Source organism: Methylacidiphilum caldifontis, assembly GCF_017310505.1.
GTDB lineage: Bacteria > Verrucomicrobiota > Verrucomicrobiia > Methylacidiphilales > Methylacidiphilaceae > Methylacidiphilum > Methylacidiphilum caldifontis.
This window is the reverse complement of the sequence record NZ_CP065957.1, coordinates 2074362-2098110: the sequence shown is the minus strand read 5'-3', so window position 1 is coordinate 2098110 and position 23749 is coordinate 2074362. Positions and strand designations below refer to the sequence as shown.

20 protein-coding genes and 1 pseudogene are annotated in these 23749 nt (G+C 41.0%); 9 read left to right on the top strand and 12 right to left on the bottom strand.

Annotated features, from left to right (window positions below):
• The first annotated feature begins 6 nt into the window (after positions 1–6).
• Positions 7–1146, top strand: a complete 1140-nt coding sequence (locus IT6_RS09690; RefSeq protein WP_206826423.1) for an Lrp/AsnC family transcriptional regulator — start codon at positions 7–9, stop codon at positions 1144–1146.
• Between the two features lie 62 nt (positions 1147–1208).
• On the top strand, positions 1209–2945 hold the full coding sequence (locus IT6_RS09685; protein WP_242524213.1) for a SulP family inorganic anion transporter: 1737 nt from the start codon (positions 1209–1211) through the stop codon (positions 2943–2945).
• Between the two features lie 39 nt (positions 2946–2984).
• Here IT6_RS09685 and tyrS read toward each other — a convergent pair whose 3' ends face one another.
• From tyrS to IT6_RS09670, 3 genes are all read right to left on the bottom strand, one after another.
• Positions 2985–4145, bottom strand: a complete 1161-nt coding sequence (tyrS, locus tag IT6_RS09680; protein ID WP_206826421.1) for a tyrosine--tRNA ligase — start codon at positions 4143–4145, stop codon at positions 2985–2987.
• A gap of 45 nt (positions 4146–4190) precedes the next feature.
• On the bottom strand, positions 4191–4910 hold the full coding sequence (locus tag IT6_RS10490) for an RNA-binding protein (protein WP_242524212.1): 720 nt from the start codon (positions 4908–4910) through the stop codon (positions 4191–4193).
• A gap of 511 nt (positions 4911–5421) precedes the next feature.
• Positions 5422–5811 carry an ApaG domain-containing protein gene (locus IT6_RS09670; RefSeq protein ID WP_134440754.1) on the bottom strand — a complete coding sequence of 130 codons (390 nt, stop codon included), beginning with the start codon at positions 5809–5811 and terminating at the stop codon, positions 5422–5424.
• Between the two features lie 60 nt (positions 5812–5871).
• Here IT6_RS09670 and thiD point away from each other — a divergent pair, with 60 nt between their 5' ends.
• Positions 5872–6645 (top strand): bifunctional hydroxymethylpyrimidine kinase/phosphomethylpyrimidine kinase, encoded by a 774-nt coding sequence (gene thiD, locus IT6_RS09665; protein ID WP_206826419.1) that lies wholly within the window; start codon positions 5872–5874, stop codon positions 6643–6645.
• 210 nt (positions 6646–6855) lie between these two features.
• On the opposite strand, the gene IT6_RS09660 is transcribed toward thiD, so the two are convergent.
• From IT6_RS09660 to bamD, 3 genes are read right to left on the bottom strand one after another with little or no spacing between them, the layout of a single operon-like run.
• Positions 6856–7869, bottom strand: a complete 1014-nt coding sequence (locus IT6_RS09660; RefSeq protein WP_206826410.1) for a zinc-dependent alcohol dehydrogenase family protein — start codon at positions 7867–7869, stop codon at positions 6856–6858.
• Positions 7870–7887: 18 nt separating this feature from the next.
• Entirely contained in the window at positions 7888–8421 is a 534-nt protein-coding gene (locus tag IT6_RS09655) for an LptE family protein (RefSeq protein WP_206826408.1), read from the bottom strand.
• On the bottom strand, positions 8421–9473 hold the full coding sequence (gene bamD / locus IT6_RS09650; RefSeq protein WP_206826406.1) for an outer membrane protein assembly factor BamD: 1053 nt from the start codon (positions 9471–9473) through the stop codon (positions 8421–8423). The genes IT6_RS09655 and bamD overlap by 1 nt, the downstream gene beginning before the upstream one ends.
• Positions 9474–9652: 179 nt before the next feature.
• Between bamD and IT6_RS09645 the strand changes: the two genes are divergently transcribed.
• The 3 genes from IT6_RS09645 (at position 9653) to IT6_RS09635 (ending at position 13490) form a co-directional block, all read left to right on the top strand.
• Positions 9653–10831, top strand: coding sequence for a DUF4912 domain-containing protein (locus IT6_RS09645; RefSeq protein WP_206826404.1), 1179 nt, complete (start codon positions 9653–9655; stop codon positions 10829–10831).
• Between the two features lie 110 nt (positions 10832–10941).
• Positions 10942–12531 (top strand): glycoside hydrolase family 57 protein, encoded by a 1590-nt coding sequence (locus tag IT6_RS09640; protein ID WP_206826402.1) that lies wholly within the window; start codon positions 10942–10944, stop codon positions 12529–12531.
• Between the two features lie 29 nt (positions 12532–12560).
• On the top strand, positions 12561–13490 hold the full coding sequence (locus IT6_RS09635) for an N-acetylmuramoyl-L-alanine amidase-like domain-containing protein (RefSeq protein ID WP_206826393.1): 930 nt from the start codon (positions 12561–12563) through the stop codon (positions 13488–13490).
• Here IT6_RS09635 and IT6_RS09630 read toward each other — a convergent pair.
• The 3 genes from IT6_RS09630 to IT6_RS09620 all read right to left on the bottom strand — a co-directional run bounded on the left by IT6_RS09630 (position 13426) and on the right by IT6_RS09620 (position 15518).
• Entirely contained in the window at positions 13426–14628 is a 1203-nt protein-coding gene (locus IT6_RS09630) for a hypothetical protein (protein WP_206826391.1), read from the bottom strand. The genes IT6_RS09635 and IT6_RS09630 overlap by 65 nt on opposite strands.
• A 96-nt stretch (positions 14629–14724) precedes the next feature.
• A complete protein-coding gene (locus IT6_RS09625; RefSeq protein WP_206826390.1) occupies positions 14725–15159 on the bottom strand; it encodes an arsenate reductase ArsC in 435 nt (144 codons plus the stop codon).
• On the bottom strand, positions 15156–15518 hold the full coding sequence (locus tag IT6_RS09620; RefSeq protein ID WP_206826381.1) for an ArsR/SmtB family transcription factor: 363 nt from the start codon (positions 15516–15518) through the stop codon (positions 15156–15158). The genes IT6_RS09625 and IT6_RS09620 overlap by 4 nt, the downstream gene beginning before the upstream one ends.
• Positions 15519–15659: 141 nt before the next feature.
• On the opposite strand from IT6_RS09620, the gene arsB reads away from it, so the two are divergent.
• The gene (gene arsB, locus IT6_RS09615; RefSeq protein ID WP_206826379.1) at positions 15660–16721 is read left to right on the top strand and encodes an ACR3 family arsenite efflux transporter; all 1062 of its coding nucleotides are present in this window, start codon (positions 15660–15662) and stop codon (positions 16719–16721) included.
• A 547-nt stretch (positions 16722–17268) separates the two neighbouring features.
• On the opposite strand, the pseudogene IT6_RS10725 reads toward arsB, so the two are convergent.
• Positions 17269–18888, bottom strand: a pseudogene (locus IT6_RS10725) (IS1634 family transposase).
• Between the two features lie 216 nt (positions 18889–19104).
• Here IT6_RS10725 and IT6_RS09595 point away from each other — a divergent pair.
• Together IT6_RS09595 and IT6_RS09590 are read left to right on the top strand one after the other, a co-directional pair.
• Positions 19105–19860, top strand: a complete 756-nt coding sequence (locus tag IT6_RS09595) for a glycosyltransferase family 47 protein (RefSeq protein ID WP_206826360.1) — start codon at positions 19105–19107, stop codon at positions 19858–19860.
• A gap of 388 nt (positions 19861–20248) precedes the next feature.
• Positions 20249–22657, top strand: a complete 2409-nt coding sequence (locus tag IT6_RS09590; protein WP_206826358.1) for a cytochrome c3 family protein — start codon at positions 20249–20251, stop codon at positions 22655–22657.
• Positions 22658–22742: 85 nt separating this feature from the next.
• Here IT6_RS09590 and IT6_RS09585 read toward each other — a convergent pair whose 3' ends face one another.
• Positions 22743–23120: an FkbM family methyltransferase gene (locus IT6_RS09585; RefSeq protein ID WP_242524374.1), complete on the bottom strand. Its 378-nt coding sequence runs from the start codon at positions 23118–23120 to the stop codon at positions 22743–22745.
• 11 nt (positions 23121–23131) lie between these two features.
• Complete coding sequence (locus IT6_RS09580; protein ID WP_206826356.1) at positions 23132–23395, bottom strand: hypothetical protein; 264 nt, start codon at positions 23393–23395, stop codon at positions 23132–23134.
• Between the last annotated feature and the right edge of the window lie 354 nt (positions 23396–23749).

Below are 23749 nucleotides of genomic sequence, written 5' to 3'. Positions count from 1 at the left end.
GTCATTATGCCAAACGCCACTTTTGATTCCACAGCGAGTATCGAGGACGAAATTAACGAAAAAATTCTTTCAGTCTCTGAAGATAGACTACAGGGATTTATTGCTGATCCCTTCAAAGAAATAGCCCGGCTTACGGGTCTTCCTTTATCTGTCGTTTTAGAACGAATCCGAGCGATGTTCTGCGCTGGGACCATTCGTCGGATCAGGCTTACGCTTCTTGCCAACGATTTGGCTCCGGGTGCACTAGTTGCCTGGAAAGTTCCTGAGAACATCCTCCAGCGGGCATTTGACTTCTTGTTTCAAAAAGATCCTTTTAGTGGGCATGTGGTCATTCGCTCTACGCTTCCCGATGCCGCCGGCTCACTTTACCGACTTTGGAGTACGCTCAAAGTTCCTCAAGGATTTTCTTTGGAAAGGCATTGTGAAATTTTAAAAAATTTTATTGAGGCTGAACATTATAAGATCATGCCTGCAAAAGGGATCTTTACTCTTGGAGTAGGCCATATCCGTAGAAAAACAACTCCTCCAGGAACCAAAGCCGATACCTTGGCTTCCATGCACCCTGTATCGTTAAAAAAATTAACCGATAAACAGTGGCAAGTTCTTGGCGTACTTAAAAAGGAATTGACCCTGGAAGAGATAGATGAAGGACTATGGGAGAAAAGAGCTCGAAGCATTGGCATGGAGAACAACGAGTTTTTTTCTATCGCCAAGGAACTCGAAAAAATGGGTATTCTTGGACGGTTTTCAACGTTTTTAGAACATGTCAAGCCTCTTTATGACGGCAAAAGAGTAACTCGATTTAATGCCCTGTTTCATTGGGCGGTCCCTCCAGGAAGGGAGATAGAAGCTGGAAGTCAAATAGGAAGGTTTGAAATCCTTACTCATTGTTACTGGAGAGAGGCGGGAAGTGAATTTAGGAATGTCAATATCATGGCTGTTGCCCATGGAAAGGATAAGGAACTGCTAGAATCGCATAAAAAGGCGATTGATGATCACTTGGAATTGGTGGGAATTCCTGTCTCTTATACCAATATATTTTGGGGAGGAAGAAGTGAAATTAAACCTTCTGAAATTTTCCCTGAGGCTTATAAACAATGGCTCCAAAAGATGGGTTTAGATTCAGACACAATCTTAAATTGTTGACAAGAAGGTTCAAACCCTCTTTACATAGATGGAAAGATCTCCTCAAAGACCAATTTCATGAATTGCAATTTGATCTTGGTCCTTTCAGGAATACTTTAAAAAACTATTCGAAAGAAAAGTTTCAAACCGATTTCAAAGCGGGAATAAATGTCGCTTTGTTATCTATCCCCCAAGGAATGGCTTATGCTCTTATAGCTGGACTGCCCGTTCAATATGGCCTTTATGCCTGTGCTATTTCCTCGCTATTAGGCCCTCTTTTCCAAAGTTCGCGCTATGTCGTCCTTGGTCCCACCAATGCCACTTCAGTTCTTCTTTTTAGTACTTATTTAAACATAGAGAAACAGGTAGATAAATTATCTACCCTGCCCTTTGTGCTCCTTTTTGTAGGGATTATCCTGATCCTGGTAAGCCTTTTCCGAATGGCGGGATTAACTCAGTACGTTTCAAGAACAGTCGTCGTAGGATACATTACAGGGGCTTCTCTGCTTATTATTGGAGGTCAACTTCACCGGGTGCTAGGTTTTGATCTCCATGAAGCTTATACTTTTTTTGACATCGTTGTACAAACTTTACAACGGATTAATTTAACGCAATGGCCATCGGTAGTCATGGGCATATGTTCTTTGGGGTGTTGGTGGTGGCTCAAGAAACGCTTTCCCAAAATTCCAGCAATTGCCATCTCCCTTTTCTTAATGAGTGTCCTTGGCTATTTCTTCCAGTATTTTCATCTGAAAATCGAATTTCTTAAACCCATTCCGATGGCATTCTGGCCCGTTACCTTGCCTACGGTGAATTTCCATTGGTTTTCAACTCTAGCCAGCATGTCTTTTGCTTTGGCTTTTTTTGCAGCCGTAGAAGGAACAGGTATTGCAAGATCTCTTTCCAATAGAACGGGTGAACCTCTTGAACTCAATCGTGACCTTTTTGCCCAAGGTATAGCCAACATCGGGTGTAGTTTTTTTAGTGGAATGCCTGTATCGGGATCCTTAACAAGGTCAGCATTGAATTGGGCAAGTAAACCTGCCACCCAACTTGCCAATTTCTGGAGTGGCATCCTTATGTCTATTGCCCTGCTTTTCGGTGGTCCACTGCTTGGATTTATCCCGATTCCCGCTCTTTCGGCCCTCGTTATCAGTGCGGGACTGTCCCTGATCAATCCAAAGGAAATAAAAATAGCTCTTACTGCCACCCGGTTTGATTTTGCTGTCTTTATCGTTACTTTTATCGGTGCCCTGCTTACCCCTCTTGATTTTGCCATAGGGCTTGGGATTGGAGCCTCCATTCTTTTTTTCCTTAAGCAAGCTGGAGAACCTTTCTTCGTTGAATATACTTTTGATACTGAACAGGGGGATCTAAGAGAAAAAATCAAGGGAGAAAAAACTATACATCCTGATATTTCCATTATTCATATCGAAGGGGAACTGTTTTTTGGCGTTTCTGAACTGTTTAGAACCCAGATTAATAAAATTCTCTCTTTAAATCCAAAAATTCGAGTGGTTATTCTAAGAATGCGTAACGCTCACCATTTGGATGCTACCAATGCCATGGCGATCGAAGAGTTACACCATTGGCTTACAGAACAGGGAAAATTCCTTCTTATCAGCGGTGTCATTCGACCCGTTTTTCGCGTCTTACGAAACTCAGGCGTATTGGATCGAATAGGAAGGAAAAATGTGTTTCCTCTCATTCCTCTTCATCCCAATCTTTCAACGCGTCAAGCTTTAATTAGAGCCCAAGAACTTTTAGGTAAAAAGGAAAGTGAAGTGAAGATCTTCTTCGAAAGTCTTCCCAAGAAATAAGAAAGTCTTTCCCAGTTACAGGAAGTTAAAAAGGAAAACTTAAGAATTATCGGATTTAATTTGGGCAAAAAACCTCTTTCCACACCTTAAAATAGATCCATCCTTAAGTTCAACAACGCTATGAATATCCGTCAGTTTTTTCCCCTGGAAATCGACTCCACCCTGACTGATCAACCTTCTGCCTTCGGATTTGCTTTTTACTGCACCCACCGCAAGGAGTAAATCCACAATAGCCATCGATTTTTGAGGAAAACTAAATACAGGCATCTGTTGGGGAATCTCTCTTCTTGAAAAGATCCGCTCAAATTCCTCCCTAGCCTTCAAGGCTTCTTCCCTGCCATGAAAAAGGGTAACGATTTTTTCAGCAAGCCTCTTTTTTTCTTCCATGGGATTAGAGCAATTACCAAGTTCTTCGCCAAAAAGCACCAAAAACCACCTTTTCATCAGCTCATCGGAAATGCTCATGGTCTTACCAAACATTTCCTTGGGAGATTCAGTAATGCCGATATCATTGCCGAGCGATTTGCTCATTTTTTTAACCCCATCCAAGCCTTCAAGAATAGGCAAAGTGATAACCACCTGGGGAGTCATCCCTTCATCTTTCTGGAAATCCCTGCCCAAAAGCATATTAAAGAGTTGATCCCTTCCCCCAATCTCGATGTCTGCACAAACCTTAACAGAATCCCATGCCTGCAAGATGGGATAAAAAAACTCATGGAGAAAAATGGATTGATCTTTTGAAATACGGTCATGAAAATCTTGCCTGTGCAACAGATGGTTCACGGTTACCCTGCGACCAAGAGAAAGAAGCTTTTCAGCCGACATTTCGTTGAACCAATTTCCATTAAAAAAGATCTCTGTACTCTCTTTGTTAAGGATTTTAAAGGCTTGATCGGTATAGGTCTTGGCGTTGGTTAGAATCTCTTCCCTGGAGATCACGGGCCGAGTGGTATTTCTTCCGCTTGGATCTCCAATGGAAGCGGTAAAATCACCAATGACCAAAAGAACCTGATGCCCTAGGTCCTGGAATTGCCTGAGCTTAAGCAAAGATAGGGCATGACCCAGATGAAGATGAGGAGAAGTCGGATCAACTCCGAATTTCACCCGCAACTTCTTACCAAGGGAAAGCAGTTTCTCTAATTCTTCTACGCTAACTACCTGTTCAGTCCCCTTTGTTAACAAGGCCAACTGAGATTGCATAATCGTTACTCATCTTTTTTCTTTTTTATCAAAGACAACTTGTTTTTAAGTTTGGGTAGTGTCTTTTCTTTCGGATTTCGCACCAGTAACGATAATGCGTCTGCCCATAATTTCAATCCTGTTTAGAACAGTAGCAGCTTTGCGAGCGGATTCCAGGTCAGCCATCTCGACAAAACCAAATCCTTTGGTCCGATTCGATTTCCTATCCCTGACAATTTCAACGTTTTTTATTGGACCAATCTTGGCAAAGATTTCAAACAGATCGCTGTCGGTCAAATTGTAAGGCAGATTACCAACATAGAGTTTGTTAGACGTAACCGTTTGTTCAACAGGCAGAGGTTCTGGCTGAGAGGGAATTTCCTTTTGATCAACAGTTGTAGGCTGTTCAGCTTGATTTTCTGAAGGGCTTTTTGTTTCGTAGGATTGAGCAGGCGTACCATTTCCCTTGGGTGACCACTCCTGAATGGTACTGGACTGTTCTTTAGGTTTCTGCTGTGAAACCCTCTCAGGAGATTTATCCAAGCCTTTCTTTTCCTCTATTCTTGGTTCTTGTCTCCTATCTGTTTTGCTTGAAACAGAAAGCTCTTTTCCAGTGCGATGGCCAAAAAGATTTTCCCAATAAGCGATGAGTTTTTCTTTCAAGTTCTGCCAAAAAGGAACTTTGGCTTTTTTTATCTCTTCTGTCCGCTGAAAATAACGGTTTTTCCTTGTATATTTCCGAGGAGAAATTTTCCTGCGACCAGTTTTTAATTGACGCTCTTTCATTGAAGTTTCCTTTCTTGATGAACCCAGGTATGGATTGTTTATTGCTTACGGCCTCAGAGGGTTCCCGTTTTTTTATAATACAGAAAGCAAATAAAATTAGCCGTTTTATAAGACACTTATTCTCAACGGCTAGGAAAAAGGATATTACCCAATAAACGATTTGATTTAATCCGAGTAAGTTTCCCCTAAGTTCAGCGTTTAGAACCGGGGGAAAGAAGTATTCACAAAAAAGATAATTTTGAGGGTTTCCCTTTACTATCCCTTTATCCATTCTGGATTCACAATTCATTGATTTAATTTATAGCCTTTTATTTAATAACCCTATATTACACTTTTGCCATTGTTTGTTAGTCATAAACTATTCCCTGTAGGCCGATTAAATATGACTCACTATTAAAATAAATTAAAATTGAAATTGTTCAAAATTTTTTCATCCCTCTACCCATTTTACCCTGCGAGGGCATTGAAGGCCGAAGTCGTGCCTTACAATTCAAACCAGAAAACGAGGTTCTCAATCTATTTGTTGAGGAATCAAAAGTGAAAACTTGGGTATCGGCACAACGATGGGAAATCCTTCAGAATCTATTCCAAAATAAGCGCCTTCGGCCACGCTCGGCCTGGAGAAAATGTGGTGGCTTGAGTAGCGGAATTTCTCACCTAATCGTAATTTAGGGTAAGCTCCTACAATACCCATCCCCTCAATCACCATCTTTTCTCCCAAATCGTTAGTCACAATCCATTTTCTACCCTTAAGAACAATGGTCTGCGGACTTAAATTAACAATCGAAATATAATAAAAACACACATAAAGGTAATATGAAGAAGGATCTTTTGTTCGTTCGAACTCTAAATGTTCAATAATGACTTTAACATCATCAATTTTTTTTAGGAACTGCGGCATCTGAAAGTTTATTTGTTTTTCCTTCTAGATCATTTTATCTTTTTTACATAGATTCACAAGATGATTGGTATTCTTATTATAGGCGGTTCTGACTGTAGTTGTGGAGCAGGGGTCCAAGGTGACTTGAAGACTGTCACAAGTCTTGGAGCTTATGGGACAACTATAATCACCTGCGTTGTTGCTGAACATCCCGGTCGAGTCGAAGCCCTCTATCATCTTCCTTCATCCATTATCGAATCTCAATTCCATTCCATCCTCGATTTTTTTCCTATCAGCGCCATTAAAATCGGTATGCTTTACAAAAAAGAGCTTCCCCAAAAAATAGCCGAATTAATCCAGAAATTTAAAATTAAGGCTCCCATAGTCGTTGACCCAGTCTTAGCTGCAGGTAATGGAGATTCCCTTGCTGAACCTGGAATGGAAGAAGAACTGGCTAAAAATCTTTTTCCTTTAGCGACCGTTGTTACTCCTAACCTTGAAGAAGCTGAAATATTAAGCGGGTTCAGGATCGAAAATCCAGATGATATCCTTCACGTTGCTCAAGACCTTTCTGAGCAATATCAGAGTTCATTCTTGATCAAAGGAGGACATCTGCAGGGTAAAACCACTATTGATGTTCTTCATTACAAGGGAAAAACTTACAATTTTGAACTGCCCCGAATTCTTAATGCTAATCCCCATGGAACAGGTTGCTCCTTGGCTTCTGCAACAGCCGTTTTCCTAGCCCAAGGTTTAGATCTTCCTCAGGCGGTTGAAAAAGCTAAATCTACACTTTACGAAAAAATAAAAAATCAACTGCAAATCGGCCCTTTTTATTTCCTTCCCCCGGCTTAAGATTAAGCAATAGACCGTCCAAGATTAACCAAGGTCAACTCGACTCTATGCACCGCTCTCTTTTCTGCTTCCATAAACCCTTTGTACAAATATCGGCTAGTCGCTTTATCATTGGGCGGCTGCAATTATTGGGTTAAACTTAAAGCCAACTCAATACGGGAGATTTTTTGCGGTTAAAATCAACCGTCAAATTTGAAACTAAAGCTGATGTCATTCAGCCATTTTGATGACAATCTTTCCAAAATGATTTCCACTTTCCAACAACGAGAATGCTTCCCTGTAACGATCAAAAGAAAAGTGCTGGCCAATGATCGGTTTTATGTTCAGTTTTTCAATAGCCCTGTTCATCGATTCAAACATCAATCTGTTACCCACATAAATCCCCTGGATTTTAACTTGTCTCATAAGGATTGAAACAACATCCACTTCGGTTCTAACCCCCTTCAATATGCCTATTGCACAGATCAATCCCCCAAAGCTTACCGATTTGACACATTCATTCAAATCCGCTCCCAGCACATTGACAATAACATCTGCTCCCCTGCCCTCGGTAAGTTCTTTTAGTTCATGACTCCAGTTTTCGCACCTCGATGTATTTATACCTTCCCTAGCCCCTAGTTCCTTTGCTCTTTTTATTTTTTCTTCATTTCTTGAAAGAAAAATCACCTCTGCCCCACAAGCTAAAGCAAACTGTAAAGCAAAAAGACTGACCCCTCCACTGCCTTGCACAACGACCGTTTGTCCAGGGGTTACTTTAGCCTGCTCAACGATTGCGTTCCACGCTGTAAGTGCTGCACAAGGTAGTGTTGAAGCTTCTTCAAAGCTTAAATGCCTGGGGATAGGAACCACTCCTTCTTCTTTTAAACAGATATATTCAGCCAGCGTGCCATCTAGGGGACCTCCCAACACAGCTTTCCCATATCTTTTTTCATAAGGACCAGCATTCCAGTTTTGGAAAAAAGTACCAACTACCCTATCCCCGACCTTGACCGATTGCACATCCTCTGCCACAGCCACCACCTCCCCCGCACCATCTGAACAAGGAATGAGAGGTAAAGGTTGATCAGGATTATAAAGCCCTTTGATCATCAAGAGATCACGAAAATTCAAAGAAATGGCTTTAAGTTTTACGATAATTTCTCCCTTCCTAGGTTGAGAAGGAGCTGGCATTTCAACAAGTGATAATCCATCAAGACCAAATTTTTCTATGCGAACAGCTTTCATTGCTTACCATTTTGAAAACTACCAACCCTCGGTCAACAAGTTAACAATACGGTTCGCTAGATCCTCGGCTACCAAGGGTAGATCCTGTCTTTGCGCTTCAGGCATATTCGTCTGAGTAAAATAATAGGAAGAGCCACTGACTTGGGCCCCTTTAATCGTTGCTTTCCCCAGTTTCCTATTAATCAACGTCACCGATGCGGTAATGACCAGTTTGTATTCTGCTGTGCTAAAAGGATCAAGGATTTCTGGCCTTAAAATGATTCGGTTAAAATCCGTAATGGTCACGTCAAGCTCCGCATCTGCATCCACGTTGCGGCTACTTTGTAAAGTGCCATCGTTATCGATTGCTCGAATGATTTCATTGGTGACCATGGATTGAAGACCAGGAATGACCGTTTTGTTCCTTACAGTAGGCACATAGACTGTCTTGATGCCCTGGATCGATGGACCTCCAATACTCCCAAGCCTGTATCCTCCAGAACAGCCTTCTAACCAAGATCCGACTGCAAGCAAAGCAAATAAAATGATGATTCTATATCTCTTATCAATCATCAGGGAGATCCTTTTTCTTTGGTAGGTGAAGAGGGATTTGCAGAAGGAGATGAAGTGGAACTGATCGAAGGCAAACCTAAGTCTTTGGCAACCAGGGGATGTAATTGAACAATTTTTTGCTGGGCTATTTTAGCCTGTTCTGAAGTAGGGTTTTGTTTAATCACGTCACTGTAATAAATGTAAGCCGCTTTAAAATTCTTAGCCCGTTCATAGAACTGGGCGATATGAAAACTACCTAACGTTGTCTTTCCCTTAAGCTCAGCGATGTGAGCTTTGGCCGCTTCCACTTTATCTCCTGAGGGGTATCTTACTATATAATCCTCGAAGCCTTCAATGGCTTTTTCAGTAGAACTTTGATCATATTCCGAAGCCTGGGAAGCCACATACCATGTATAACCAATTTCATATTGAGCATCGTCGGCCAGTGAATGATTCGGATATTTATCAAGCAGCCGATTAAAGGTAGAAATCGCATCAGTATATTTTTTTTCTTTGATATGGGTTAAACCCAGCTGGAACTCTGCAAGGGGAGCAAATTTACCGTAGGGTGCAGCCCGAATTATACTTTCAAAAATCTGGGCAGCAATATCAAGACCAGACCCCATGGGGATATTAAACAGCCGTTTGGGTTCTCCCGCCAGGTACAGGTTGCCAATGGCCAATTTCCTTTCCAAAGCTTGTTCGAAAAAACTTGATGAAGGATATTTTTGAATCATCCGGTCGTAAGCTTTGTTAGCGCCAAGAAAATCTCCTTTCTTTTCCAGGCATTGGCCAATACGGAATTGGGCTTCAGGAGCAAAAACCGCATAAGGCCATTTCCTGATGAGGATACGGTAGGCTTTTAATGCATTTTCATAGTCTTTGTCTTCTTCAAATTTTTTTGCCAAATTCAGTTGGTCCCTGGAGCTGGAAGCCGAAAGCCCAGTTCCTGTACTCTCGTCAACCCAACCTTCCCCTGGTCTCCAGACCAAGGGAGCAAACAGTTCGGCTTTCAACATCAAAAAGGACAGGATAAAGAAAAAAAGTCCTTTATATTTACGCAAGGCATTCATTGCCGCAACTCTATTTGTTCCCCGTTAAAAGATTGTTCTGTTTTAGTTGAGAATTTTTTATTTTAATGAAAAAAAGGTTCCAAAAATTTTTTCTTTCAGTAATTTTGTTTTCCATGAAGTGTTGGTTGGGCAATTAAATTTGTCTTTCTAGTTAGTATTAGACAGCGGGAATCATCAAAATGTCGAAAAAATCAGAAAAAAAATCCAAAATCTTTCATAAAAAACCCAAGGCTCACGACTCCCAGCATAGCAAAGTTTCAAAGGCTAAAGAAGGAAGAATCATTGATCAGGGTCAAGCAAAAACTTTGCAGCCAACAGCTCAAACCTCTTCCCCAAAAGCTTGGATAGCCGACTCCTCATTGTTTCCTAGCCTTCTCTCACTAAGGAAAAAAAAGCCATTAGTGTATCTTTTTGCCCTCGATCCCTATTCTCTATATGCTTATTGGATTGTTGAACAAGAAGAAGAAAGCCAAGCTCATAAAAGACAGTGGGTTCTGCGATTTGTAAAACATGGATCCAGTGTTGAAGCCGAATATCCTTTGGAAGCAAAAATCCAAAAACAATATTATTCTGAAGCCAAACCCAATACTCCCTATCATGCCGAGATAGGATTTTACAGCTTTCAGCATAAAAAGTTTTATCTAGTTGCTCGATCTTCTGAAGCCATTACCCCTCCAGATTCCCTCTTTGAAAAAAAAGATATCAAATTTGCTACTATACCCCCTGGTCAACCTTTCCAAGAACTCATTGCTTCTGCAGGAGAAAAAGAAAGAGAAAAAGCTATGCTTGCCGAAGCTTTTGTCATTGCTGAACAGCAAACACAAGATCTGCTCTCGGAGATAAAATTTCCCCAGTGGGAACAAAGCAGTAAAGAAAAGGGGGATATTTTTGATTATATTGATTATTTAGCCGTTGTTGAAGATATCTTATCTTTTGAAGATCAAAGTCGGGGCAGTTCACATTCACTTTCTTTTCCTGTTCAACGGGAAGATTTCATTCAATTAGAAAGGGCATCTCTTTTCGAAGAAGAAAATGCACTGTTTGATTTTGCTCTATCCTGGCCAGCTTCTTTTGCTTTTTCATCTCCTCCCTTGCCGTTAACTGGGATAGAAAGCTCCTGCAACAAAAACTTTCCTCTTGAGATAGAAGTTGAGCTGATCCTTCGAGGCAAAACCTTGCCTAAGGCCCTATTGCATGTGAAGGACAAAGAAATCACTCTGAATGAGGATGGGTCCTTTGTTCTGCAGCTGCCTTTTCCCGAAGGTTACCATGAAATTCCTATTGAAGCCAAAAGTCTAGAAACCAAGGAATCAAAAAAGCTTGTTTTATTTTGTAGTCTTGTTAGCCATTCTCTTTAACTTTCGGCTCCTTTAAATAGAGATTTCTTTAGCTTTTATTCGGAAGCTTGATTCTATCCTTCAGCTTGACTCCATGAAATCATTTTCATACAGATAGACAAAGCCCATGGATGAAAGCTCCTCTAGGATACCTCGCTTTGCTTCTTCATGCTCACCTTCCCTTTGTCCGTCACCCCGAACATGAGGAGTGCTTGGAAGAAGATTGGTTCTTTGAAGCTTTAACAGAAAGCTATATCCCTTTGCTGTGGGTCTTTGATGAGTTGTTCCTTTCGGGTGTAGCTTTCAAACTTAGCCTTTCTTTAAGTCCAACGCTCTGCACCATGTTGAAAGATCCCTTGCTGCTCCAGCGCTACGAGCGTTATTTATCGAAACGGCTCGAGCTGTGTTCAAAAGAAATAGACAGATATGGCGCTGATCCCATCCGACTTTCACTGGCTCAATTTTATAAGGAAAGATTTCAGGCGGTCTGGACGGCTTTCACACAAAGTTATGAGAAAAACCTTCTTGGGCAATTTAAAAAACATCAAGAACAAAAGACTCTTGAACTCATCACCTCTACCGCTACTCATGGCTATTTACCTCTTCTGAGAAATCCCAAGGAGGCTGTTAAAGCCCAAATATTTGTTGGCCTTGAGAGTTTTATCGATTGTTTCCAATCCTACCCCAAAGGCTTGTGGCTGCCTGAATGCGGTTACTATCCTGGAGTTGAAATGATCCTGCAAGAAGCAGATATCAAATGGTTCGTCCTTGAAGCTAACGGTATTCTTTTGTCCAGGCCTCGACCCTGTTTCGGACTATTCTGTCCCATTTATACCCCAGCTGGTCCTGCGGCATTCGGTCGCGATAACCTCTCGAGTAAAGAAGTATGGAGTGCTGAGCAAGGGTATCCCGGAGATCCCGATTACCGCGAATTTTACCGTGATCTTGGATTCGATGCCGAGCTTAACTATATCAAGCCTTACATTCTTCCCTCCGGCCAAAGAAAATTTACATCGATTAAATACCACCGGATAACAGGCAACAGTGATCACAAAGAACTATACGAACCTAAAAAAGCCCAAGAAAAGGCTAAAATCCATGCCGAGGATTTTATTCATAAAAGAGAAAAACAGATCATCAAGGCCCTTCAATTTTTACCCCGATCCATTAAACCCATCGTCTTCTGTCCCTTTGACTGTGAACTTTTCGGTCATTGGTGGTTCGAAGGTCCCCTTTTTCTAAAAGAACTTTTAAAGAAAGCCAGCCAAAGCGAAGTCCTTGCCCTGACAACGCCCTCGGAATACCTTTCTTTTTTCCCAACACACCAGATATGTCAGCCTTCTCCGTCTTCCTGGGGATGGGGAGGGCATTCAAAAATGTGGCTCAATGAAACCAATGATTTTATCTATCCTCCCTTGCATGAGGCAGCACACCTTCTAACAGGTCTAATTCGTAAACATCGCAAAGCGGATGGCTCGGTCCTTCGTTGCCTTAAACAAGCAGCAAGAGAACTTCTGTTGGCACAGGCAAGTGATTGGCCCTTTTTGATCAGTCGCTCCACGGCTAAGGAATATGCTACATCAAGAATAACCAGCCATCTCAATCGGTTTTTCGAACTTTGCTCTTGCATAATGCATAAAAAGATAAACAAAAGCTTGCTCGAATATTGCGAATACACTGACAATATATTTCCTAATCTGGATCTTAATCATTTCAGTTGATAAATCGCAAAGAAACTTTAGGGTAAGTTGTGGGGGTCAGTCAGAAAAAAACCGTTTTTTTCCTTCTTTTGATTTTAACTTTTGCCTTTAGAGAAAGCTACGGAAATATTTTTCTTCCTCCTTCTAGAGTATTCGTCGGAAAAGAAAAATTCGAGCAGTTAATCAAGCTTGCCAAAGAAAAAGATTGGGCTTCACTTCCCTTAGGTGAAAGGATCGTGCAAGTGGGACTTTCTTTAGTGGGTACTCCTTACCGTCATTATACCCTTGAAATCGATGATCGGATAGAGTCGCCTTCAGTCAATTTCTATGCCATGGATTGTTGGACTTTCTATGAGATCAGCTTGGCTTTTGCCCGAATGCTTCATTACGATGAAAAACTCTGGACTCCTCAAACTTTGCTCAAGCTTATAGAAATCGAGCGATACAGGAACGGAGAGTGTACGGGCAGTTACCTTTCCCGTATACACTTCTTAGAAGAACTTTTTGTCGATAACCAGAAAAGAGGCCTGCTCGTCGACAAAACCAGAAGTCTCCACGGCGTACCCATCCATAGGGAGGTCAAGGAAATGACTGCCGGCTGGCACCAATACCGCTACCTGCGCAACAATCCTTCCTTGCTACCGGCAATGGCTCGGATAGAAAAAAGGGTATCTCAACTTAATGTCTATCACATCCCAAAAAATCGCGTCCGAGCTATTGAACCCAAAATTTCAAACGGAGATATCATCGCTATTACTACCCATGACCCCCATTCCTATACTTCTCATGTCGGTATCGCTTATAGAGACCCAAAGGGTATTCTTCGGTTCTTACATGCTTCTTCCACCCATCACGAGGTTTACCTCGATAAGCGGCTTTCCGATTACTTGTCGTCTATTCCCAGTGATGCAGGGATTATCGTTGTTGAGCCGAAGGAGATCCCTGTTGAGTTGCTTTATCACTATCCTTCCCAGCAATGAATTCGACCCGGGTGGTCCAAAAAGTTGTTTTTCCTTCCGATTCAAGGGGTTTGCTCCAAGGTTTAAGCTCAAGCCACTTGTCTTCTGAAGTTTCGTCGTAATCGATCCTTTGACCAACCGTTAAATCATAACGTTCGTAAACAACTGGTTTTGATTCTACAAACGAAGAAAAGACAGCTCCTTCTCCTCCCCTTTCAAAATACCAGTTTTGAATTTGAGGATATTTCCCGAAGATTCGTAAAAATATCTCTCCCTCTTTATAAAATTCAAGGTATGACCATTTCCTTTTTGCTTCCAAATCCTTGATCCAACCTACAGTCCCATTCCGGGCAACCTTGAAATCCCAGCAAATTCCAGGGTTTTCCATTTCAACCTTTTTACCACTTTTCAAAACAAACATAATATGAGTTGTTTTTTTTTCGGGATGGTACTGGGCGGATACGATTACAGGATTGTCTTTTTCTTTGTCAGACTGAGTCGGATAAAAGGAATAGGGCAGAAAATCCACATCGTCCCGCAAAAGCTGTTCCCATGGGGTTCGTCCGAAACTCGCTTGCAATTTGTTTTCGACTCTTACTTTTTGTCCGCTATCCAGGTCGAAAACTTCGATAAGGAATTGCCTACTAAAACTTCTTGACCGAAGGGCAACCGCCCTGGCTCGTATGCCTTCAACCTGGCAGAAAAGCCAGCCGTCTATAAATGAATAAGAGCTTTTAAACACCCATCTTTTGGGATTGTTCTTTTTCTTTTCCACCACTACCAGTTTGTCTCGAACATAATCGATGCCTGCCCCTACCCCTGCATGCCTTCCCTCAACCCACCCGATCCATTCAGGACATTCGATGGGCATGGCAGAGAGTGGTTGAAGCTCGTTTTTTTGTGAATCCAAACTAAATTTTTCTCTTGGATAAACTTGGCCATGAATCCATCGTCCTGAACAGGTGGGATATTCACAGGGAGAAGGTACTAAGTATGGAGATAAGTCGTTCTTTTTTATATTCTGTGCAATACTTGTGCTGTAAAGAATATAAATACTAAAGGAAAAAAAGAGAGAGCTTATAATGAACTGACGGGATAAAGCCGGGATAAAAAGAAATAACTTTTCTAAAGCTCGACCGATCTCTTTTGATTTCAACACAGTATGAGTTTATAAAGCTCTTTTTATTGTAAAACATTCTTTTTTGCAGAGATCTGCTAAAAAAAGGCTTTTTTGAAAAAAAAGAAAAAAAAGTGATTAGGAGTTTAATAAAAAAGAATGAATTTTTTGGTGTAATTCTTTAAATGTATTCTCAAAAGCTTCTTTTCTTAAGCTTAACGGCCCTTCAACAGCTGCTGGATCAGCTAGATCCCAATGTTCAACTAAAGCTTTTTTGGGAAATAAAGGACAGGCTTCTTTTGCAGCATTCGAACAAACCGTTATGACATAATCTATTGTCGGGCAGTTTGATGACAAAATTTCCTGCAAGGATTTGCTCCGAAGTGCATCGCAAGAAATTCCATGCTCTTTTAACGTTTCCAAGGCCAGGGGATGAACTTCTCCCTTGGGACTGCTGCCAGCACTGAAAGCAAGGTAACGGTCTTTACCATAATGGCGCAGCATTGCTTCAGCCATAATCGACCTAGCGGAGTTGCCCGTGCATAAAAAGAGGACTTTTATAGGTGTAATCATGGGTTCAGTGTCTTTAACTTAGAAATTTCTTTTTCTTCGGTCGCCTTGCAGAAAAAAGGGATCAATGACTGCAAATCTTTCCCACAGCAATCTTCAAGTAAAAAGCCAATGAGTTCAGCAATCTTGCCAAAATCGGCACAATAGATAATTTGCCTTCCTTTTTGGGTGGCTTTTAGAAGGGTTGAATTTTTCAAATGGTGAAGATGAAAAGAAAGGGTTGTCAAAGGAACTCCAAGCTTTTCAGCAAGTTCACCTGGACAACAGCCCTTTGGACCCGCTTTAATGAGCAACTTGAAAATCTCGATACGCGTCTGGTGAGCTAACGCATTCAATATGGATAAAGCTGTAGAGTTGTCCATGAAAAAATGATCTTAATATTTTTATTATATTAGAATTATTGTAATATTCAATTCAATCCTTTTCATAAAAATAAAATCTAGGATTCAAAAAAAATTAAATTTTTATTTCTATTATTTTAGTAATATGGTAATATTGTTTTCATGAAAGTTCAATCTCAAGAGCGATCCGAGCAAAAAAATGCGATTGGGTTTTTCGAAAAATACCTTACCCTTTGGGTTGCATTGTGTATCGGGGCAGGAATTGTCCTAGGGAAAATGTACCCTTCGGTTTTCAGGTTGCTGGGAAGCCTAGAGCTCATGAAGGTAAACCTGGTGGTAGGGTTTTTTGTTTGGCTCATGATTATTCCCATGCTCATGAAGATCGATTTTGGAGCACTTCACCAGGTCAAAACCCATACAAAAGGAATGCTCATTACCCTCATCGTTAACTGGGCCATTAAACCTTTTTCAATGGCTTTCTTTGGCTGGCTTTTCATAAAAAATATTTTCCGAGACTATCTTCCAGCCGACCAGATCGACTCTTATGTGGCAGGACTGATCTTGCTCGCAGCAGCCCCCTGCACAGCGATGGTCTTTGTATGGAGTCATCTTTGCCTGGGAGACCCCTATTTTACCCTTTGCCAAGTAGCCCTTAACGACACCATCATGGTTTTTGCTTTTGCCCCGATTGTGGGGATACTTCTCGGGGTGTCCTCTCTTCATGTTCCCTGGGGGACTCTACTTCTTTCCGTTCTCTTTTATATCGTCATTCCCCTTCTCATCGGTCAAGGACTAAGAACAAAAATCCTGAAGGAAGGGGGCAACGAAAAACTTGAAAGTGTATTGCATTTTCTTCATACTCCAACTCTTATCGCCCTCCTTGCAACCCTTGTTCTACTCTTTGGGTTCCAGGGAAAAATTATTCTCCAGGATCCTTGGGTCATTTTGCTTTTGGCTATTCCTATTGTTATCCAAGTCTATTTCAATTCAGCTATAGCTTATGCGCTAAGTCTCAAGTTTAAGGTAGCTCACTGCGCAGCCGGTCCTTCGGCCCTCATTGGAGCTAGCAATTTCTTTGAGCTGGCTGTAGCCACAGCCATCAGTCTTTATGGGTTGGATTCCGGAGCGGCTCTTGCAACCGTCGTCGGCGTGCTCATTGAAGTCCCTGTCATGCTTTCGGTTGTAGAAATTGTTAAAAAAACCAAAGGTTGGTTTGGGACTTAGTCCCATACTTTGTAAGATGCCAGTGTCAATAAAAGATTATTTTTTTGAATAGATCGATTTTTTTCTATTTCTATTGCGATCATTAAAACAACTTTTTTAAATATAAAAAATTGGCTACACGATTTTATGTTCATCTAATCTAAAAGAAATATTTTTATATGTTTGTAATATTTTAATTATCAATGTGATAATAATTTTTATTGATATCATCCGAATATTATGCTTTTCATAATAAATTGGATAGCTTTCGGTATTTGAATTTATTTATCCTTTTAAAATGGAAATTACTCTTGTATTTACAAGAAAAGATCTTGCCGAAATTAATTGGATTAAATTTTTATTAAGTGATCACAATATCAATGAAATATATCTAAATGATTTCAAAGACACCTTACCGCTGCTTAATGATAACACTATTCTTGTTTTAAGTTCAAATACAATTCCATTACAAAACATTGATAAAAACATTTTATTGGAAATTAACTGAACTTCCGAAACTCTAAAATATAAGTTGTTGCAGCAGAACGAGATAACATTTTTATTCTGCCTACATAACCCACTTGGGCGGATGAGCAAAAAGCGGTAGTAGGTCGAGTTTTTGAAGCAATGCGTTGAGCTCTGAAGGAATCTTGGATAAAAGCCAGGTCACAGGCTTTCCCTTGCTAGAGAGTTGGACCAAGCGGATTGATTGCAAGCGGCGGAGCACTTTGGGAACTTCTTCGGTAAAACCCTTCGCTACCCATTCGGTTCCGAGCCGGGCGCTAATCCAGAAGGCCAAGAAGCAGAGCCTTATATGGTTACGAACCCGGTCCGGTCGCCAGTGATAGACTGGACGGATTTCCAGGTAACTTTTGAGCTCGCAAAAGGCTGACTCAACCTCTGCAAGCCTCTTGTAGTGCGTGAGGACTTGCTGATCCGAAGCTTTTGTCGAGGGGAGGTTAGTCTCCAAAAGATACCAACCATCGATCGCCTCTTCTTCCTTAACCCGCTCCAAATCGAGCTTCCACCAGAACCGGCCTTTGGCGTCAACCCCGTACCGAAAGTATTTATGCGCTTGGATTCTCTGGAGCGCCCGGCCGACCCGGCTGCCAAGATTGACCGGATCCACTCCCTTCCGTATTGACCGTGCTATTTGGCGCAGCAGCTCTTCTCCTTGCTCGATCCGTCTTTCCCGTCGCTCCCTATCCCGTTGTGCTCGCCACTCCCCTCCGGCGATAACATAGCGAACTCCCTGGTGCTCGATCTCCAGAACCCGAGTCCGATCCGTAAGCCAAAGCTAGCGGTCTTCGGGAAGGCTACCGACAATCTCCTGCAACTTCGCCTGAGTTGCCCGAGTCACGTACCTGAGTTCCAGGCCTGTCAGTATCTCCAGGTTCCACCGGCTCTTCATTCCCCCGTCGAAGACAAGGGTCGCTTCCTGGATCCCAAACCTTCGTCGCAGCGTAACCAAAAGCCCCGTCAGGGTCGTGCTATCTGCCCGGTTTCCTCGAAGCACCTCCACGTGAATCGGAATCCCCCGACTATCCGTAGCGACGGCAAGAAGAACCTGCAGCCTATCCTGCCGATGATCCCTGCTGTAGCCATATTAGGCCAAGCCAGCTGGACCATCTCCTTCAAAATATACACTGGATAGATCATAGAGCACCAGGCTTGCTCCAGTCGGTTGAGATTCCTCGTAGAGCTTCTTCTCGATCCCGCTCCAAAGCCACCCGAGTCCATCCATCGCTTGGTAGAGATCTTCCTCCTCCAGGTCATCCTCCTCTAACCCACAAGCCTTGGCCAGGAGTGTCCCCCGGGCTTCCTCCCGCAGGGCAAGCTTGGATGAGGGAAAGAGAATCCGCCCGTAGATCATCGCCTTCAAAAGCTTCCGTTTTCGTTCCGATTTGACTCCGCCAAGAGCTTGATCCAAACCGAATCGTTGCCAAGCTTGCTCGAGGACTGCCAGGCCCCCGTAATCCAAAGCATCCGGGGCTTCCCACTCCTCCAGGGGAACAAGCTTCTTCCCCTGCAAGATTGCCCTGACCGCATCCCGGACTTCTTCGGGCATCCGAGTTAGATTGGCCAGGATCCTTGTCTTGACCTGTTGGCCCACTCGGTAGGACTCCCTGACGAGATAAGACCGATAGATCTTGCCTTTCTGGTAGGTACGCACCTCCTGTAAATACATGCCTACAGTATGTCAAAATATGAGAAAATAATCAAAAAAAATAATTCACATTTATTCACATATTACGTCCTACATTATTGGCCCGAAGTCCTTTGTCTGCCTAAATATCGATCAAAATCATAAGGAAGATCGGTTAATAAGTACAATATTGGTCTTTTTCATTTATCTGATGAATGGTTTTGTGGTGGATATGATACATATAAATATTTTTCTTTTGTGTTAAGAAATTATTGGGCTTCCGTATTTGAAAACAAGGGTATTTTTACTCTACCTCTTGGATGGACAGTTAAACATAACATCTTGGTATTTAAGCCAATAAATCAAAAAAAACATATTTGGTGTTTTGTTGGCCAGCATAATCCTGAACGTGAATTAATGATTAATACATTAAAATCTATAACACCTAATTATTATAAGATCATTTTTAATAATAACGATCGGCTAGATTATAAGGCATATTTTGATATTATGACTGACTCTATCTTTCATCCTTGTCCAATGGGTAATGTTGTATTGGAAACATTTAGAATTTATGAAGCACTAGAATTTGGAGGAATACCTATTATCATTAAACGAAGAAATTTTGATTATTTTAATAAGATTTTACCTAACAATACTGTTCCTCAAGTAAAAACTTGGAAACAAGCATGTGATTTAATTAGAGGAATGTTTAAGGATGAAAAATTATTAACTACAACACAATTGACCATATCAAATTGGTGGGATTCATTTAAAATTAAATTAAAAAATAAAGTTTCATCTTTTGTTACAGATGGATTTGAAGGAAAACTAAAATTATATTTACAGAATATTCATTCATATAATGATTTTATCCATGATCTGTGGCGAAGAAATGAGTTATTAAAACACCAATCGTTTTACACAGCTATTAAACGCATCCAAAAAAGTGTTAGAGAACGAGGCATAAGTATCTTATGGCAAGGAGGTCCTAAATTTAAACATAATCAATAACTTATTTTAAAAAAACCACGGGATCTTATTTCTATTAATCTTATCCAAATAAAGAAGAAGCTTTTTATAACTCTCAATTAGAAAAACTTTGGATTTGATTGAAAGGATTTGGCTATAATTTACCATCAGTGCACAAATTCTCAATGGAAATCCTGAATTCTCTTTAGAAAAAACAAATTTCTCTCAGCAGACTAAAACAAAAAAATTATCGTCTGCTATATTGTCTGAGAGATACTCAGAATATTTCCTATTCTTTTTTCCCTAAATTCTCTCCCTCTATTATCATTTTTTTCCTTTAAAATTGATGAGAATTCATCATATCATGACATAGATGAAATAATATGTGATATCATTTAAAGCATTATCAAAGCTACCTCTAGGAAAACTTATGATTCAAAAGAAAGCAATAGAAAAAAGTATAGCGGTCCTAGCGGCTATTTGTTTTTCGTTTCTTTGGTCAACGCTTCATGCAGCGGATTATGATCCGAATCCCCCTTTTGGACTGGATCAGCTCAAACCTGTGGAAGTTAAAATAGAACTTACCCAAAAAACAATCAAAGCCTACCAGCCCAAAAATCCCTATAATATTTTTATCAACTACGAGCTTGGGATGCATTGTGTGGGTTTCGATATATCCTATTGCTGTGTGATTCCTCCATACAACTCGATCCAGGCTCAAGCCGTAGAATCCGGTTCAAATGGAGAAAACCCCAAACTTTTGACCCCAGAAGATAAAGTCAAGCTCTACTACTACCTCAAAGATAACAGCTATTCGGAAGGCAACAAGATGAGGTACTGGTCCGTGTTAAAAGATGTTAATGGAAACGGTAGTCTGGCTGATCCTGGGGATAATATGGCTAATTACGTTTGGGAACATCTTTTTATTTATAAAGACTTGGAAGGAACATTACCCAAAGACTGGTCGATCAAAAAGAGGATTCATATCGGAAAAGATATCATGGTACCCATTGATGCGGGACCCTCAGGAAAACCTCTTGCGGGAGGTTATCTCGATTATGCACCCGATAATGGTGGAAATATTGTTTTTACAGATTCGATGATTCCTGAAGTTAAAAACATAGCCATTAAACTGACCGCTTCCAATATCTGGGATGCTCTTGGTCTTCCTCTCACCGCCTTTAATGACTCGGTAAGAAAGGGAACCATCCGAACGATCACCGATAAAGATTTTCAGCCTTATCAATATGCCGTTGTAGAGCTTCATAACGACTCAGGCAAACCGTTAATAGTTGAAGGGAAAAAGATAGAATTTTTTGGAACGAATCCAGTGGACATTCCTAATTGTGTCATGTGCCACTCCGGAGAGGGAAAGGCGGCTAAGCTTTCTAAACAAGCCGGTTTTACTCTTTTTGAAAAAGAGTATGAGTACTGGAAAAAGAATTATCCTGATGAATCGGACTACATGGCAAGGCTTTCAGCTTCCTCCATCAATCTTCTCGAACTGCATGACAAAATGTTTAAAACCACTTTCTTAAAAGACTATAACCCCAATGCTTCCTCAAACCGGCTCGGCTCTATTGGTTCTGTTAACTGTGCCGACTGTCACGGGGATAATGTCTCGGGCAACCTTCAAGAACCTAGACCTGGAACTTCTGGCTATAAAGCTGTTAAGGGAAGACCCCTGACCGAAGCCATTCATGCGGTCCATGCAAATTTTCTTTCTGATATGAACGACAAAGCGGGAAGAACGGTGAGTTGCCAGGCCTGTCACCCTACCCATTGGACTAATCCCAACATGAATAATTTCGACACCAACCCTTATCAAATCATCGATTCCAATGGCAATAATAAATATGCCCAGGCTGATCAACGAATTGCCGGAGGCGGTTGTTACCTAAGAAGGGACGCGCACACCAATCCTGCTGTTCACCCTCCATTCTTTTTAAATCCTCTAGGCCGGTGGTACTTAGAAAATGTAAGTATGCGGGATGAAAACGATAAGCCGATTTCTGAAATCAGGGGACTAACCTGTACGGACTGTCATAACCAATTGTCGAATGAACTCTATAAGTATGATGATTTAGATAATGGAGTTAGCCAGGAAGGTAAAACGTTGCGGAATAAGAGTGTAGAACAGATAATGAAGACACTAGCCGACGGAGATCCACAACGGTTTTTAGATATGGCTGATCCAAGAGTCAAAGATGGGAATAATCCCCTTTATGAGTTCTATAATAACCATAAAGGAGCCGTTCTTGTGAAGGCTACAAAGGACAGTAAAGGCAACTTAAAACTTCTTGGATGGAACGCTAAAGAAGGCGATCCCGTTCCCTATGAAAAAGCTTCGGGTGGAAGCGATTGGTGGCTAGCGCCAGCTGAACCGAAATGTGCTAGCTGTCATGCCGCGCCATTTGTAGAAAGTACAGGCGGTAAATATTTTCCTATAGATCAGCCTCGGAAATACTCGCTCTATCGGTTTTCTAAAGCCCATGGTAAAATCGCTTGCCAGTCTTGCCATGAATCGATTCATGGACTTTATCCAGTCAGGGCTGAAGGAGAAGAAAAAACAGTAGATCTGACATCGCATAAGCAAGCTCTCCAATATTCACCCGATGGCCGCTATGCAGGGCCAGTCAGTTGTGCCGCATGCCATACGGTTAATGGGAAAGGAGTGCCCGTTCAGCTTGCAGGAACCGAGTATGAAAATGATTACTGGGCTTCAGTTGTTCTTTTGCATTTTATGCGTGAAGGAGATGAAAAACTCCCAATCAAAGAGTTGATCCAGAAATATCCCTATCAAAAATCAAGGCAAATCGTGGTTGAAAGTTGGAAATAGGATTTTATTATTGTATTCTCAATAAATCATTCAAAAAATGCATTAAATAAATAAAAATTATCGTATTTTCTTTCTTTCAATTTTTCTATGGATGAGCCACGAGATGATTCTCTTTGTCATCTAAAGAAAAATATCGATAGCCAAATGTATTGAGAATGTCTTTGCACCGCTGTTTTTGTTCAACACTATGCAATTCAATGAGAAAAAGAGTTCTTTTTTGTTCTAATATATGCTTTGAACCTAAAAGGACTTTTGATTCAGAGCCTTCAACATCGATTTTAATAAAATCTGGAATAGGGATAATATTCTCAAAAACCATCCAGTCAAGAGATACCACTGTCGCCTTAAATAGAGACTCATTTGGTGATAGCTTCCCAACGTACCCGCTCTTGAAGTCTATGGCAAAATTATCAAAACTTACATGATTAGCGACGGCCGTTGCAAAAACTGTTGTATTAGTAATGTTATTGAGTTTTAGATGCTTAAGCAGAAATAGAACATTATTGGGTTAAGGCTCGAAGGCATAAACTTTTCCAGTTTACCCACAAGCCGAGCAAGGCCAAGTGTATAAAATCCACGATGCGCTCCAATATCAAAAATGGTCATTCCTTCTTTTATATGCCTAGTCAAAGCTAACTGCGCTTCTATTTCTCTTGTTCCTAAACAAGCACCAACAATTCCAAGACCAGAACCCACAGTCCATCGCATTCCTTTGTTAATCCCAACTCTGATACGCACAACACTACGCTTTGGAAGGAAGCCCAAGAAAAATCTTATAAGCTTTCCTAAGAAACTTTTTTGTGAAATCTTTGATAAAGAGATCAATAACTGTTCGATCATAACATTTGATTTTTTCGGTTAGTGTATTTAGCTTTTCATTAATCACCAACCTCGAAAATTTTATTTTTGCCTTTTTGTTTCTAAAACATTTTGCCATTAAATTAAAAAAAATTTCATAAAGAAATTTTTCTTTACTTTTTATGAAGATTCCATTAATAATCCTTTCCATCTCTAAAGAGAAACAAAAAGGCTAAAAATCAATTTCATCAAAAAATGGATCTACCCTATTTTTTTTCATAAAAGAATATAGGG

What these genes read in the sequence shown, in the direction of transcription:
- IT6_RS09690 (WP_206826423.1), top strand. Translation starts at nt 7, where the DNA reads ATGCCAAACGCCACTTTTGATTCCACAGCGAGTATCGAGGACGAAATT.
- tyrS (WP_206826421.1), bottom strand. Translation starts at nt 4,145, where the DNA reads ATGCAATCTCAGTTGGCCTTGTTAACAAAGGGGACTGAACAGGTAGTT.
- IT6_RS10490 (WP_242524212.1), bottom strand. Translation starts at nt 4,910, where the DNA reads ATGAAAGAGCGTCAATTAAAAACTGGTCGCAGGAAAATTTCTCCTCGG.
- IT6_RS09670 (WP_134440754.1), bottom strand. Translation starts at nt 5,811, where the DNA reads ATGCCGCAGTTCCTAAAAAAAATTGATGATGTTAAAGTCATTATTGAA.
- thiD (WP_206826419.1), top strand. Translation starts at nt 5,872, where the DNA reads ATGATTGGTATTCTTATTATAGGCGGTTCTGACTGTAGTTGTGGAGCA.
- IT6_RS09660 (WP_206826410.1), bottom strand. Translation starts at nt 7,869, where the DNA reads ATGAAAGCTGTTCGCATAGAAAAATTTGGTCTTGATGGATTATCACTT.
- IT6_RS09655 (WP_206826408.1), bottom strand. Translation starts at nt 8,421, where the DNA reads ATGATTGATAAGAGATATAGAATCATCATTTTATTTGCTTTGCTTGCA.
- bamD (WP_206826406.1), bottom strand. Translation starts at nt 9,473, where the DNA reads ATGAATGCCTTGCGTAAATATAAAGGACTTTTTTTCTTTATCCTGTCC.
- IT6_RS09645 (WP_206826404.1), top strand. Translation starts at nt 9,653, where the DNA reads ATGTCGAAAAAATCAGAAAAAAAATCCAAAATCTTTCATAAAAAACCC.
- IT6_RS09640 (WP_206826402.1), top strand. Translation starts at nt 10,942, where the DNA reads ATGAAAGCTCCTCTAGGATACCTCGCTTTGCTTCTTCATGCTCACCTT.
- IT6_RS09625 (WP_206826390.1), bottom strand. Translation starts at nt 15,159, where the DNA reads ATGATTACACCTATAAAAGTCCTCTTTTTATGCACGGGCAACTCCGCT.
- IT6_RS09620 (WP_206826381.1), bottom strand. Translation starts at nt 15,518, where the DNA reads ATGGACAACTCTACAGCTTTATCCATATTGAATGCGTTAGCTCACCAG.
- arsB (WP_206826379.1), top strand. Translation starts at nt 15,660, where the DNA reads ATGAAAGTTCAATCTCAAGAGCGATCCGAGCAAAAAAATGCGATTGGG.
- IT6_RS09590 (WP_206826358.1), top strand. Translation starts at nt 20,249, where the DNA reads ATGATTCAAAAGAAAGCAATAGAAAAAAGTATAGCGGTCCTAGCGGCT.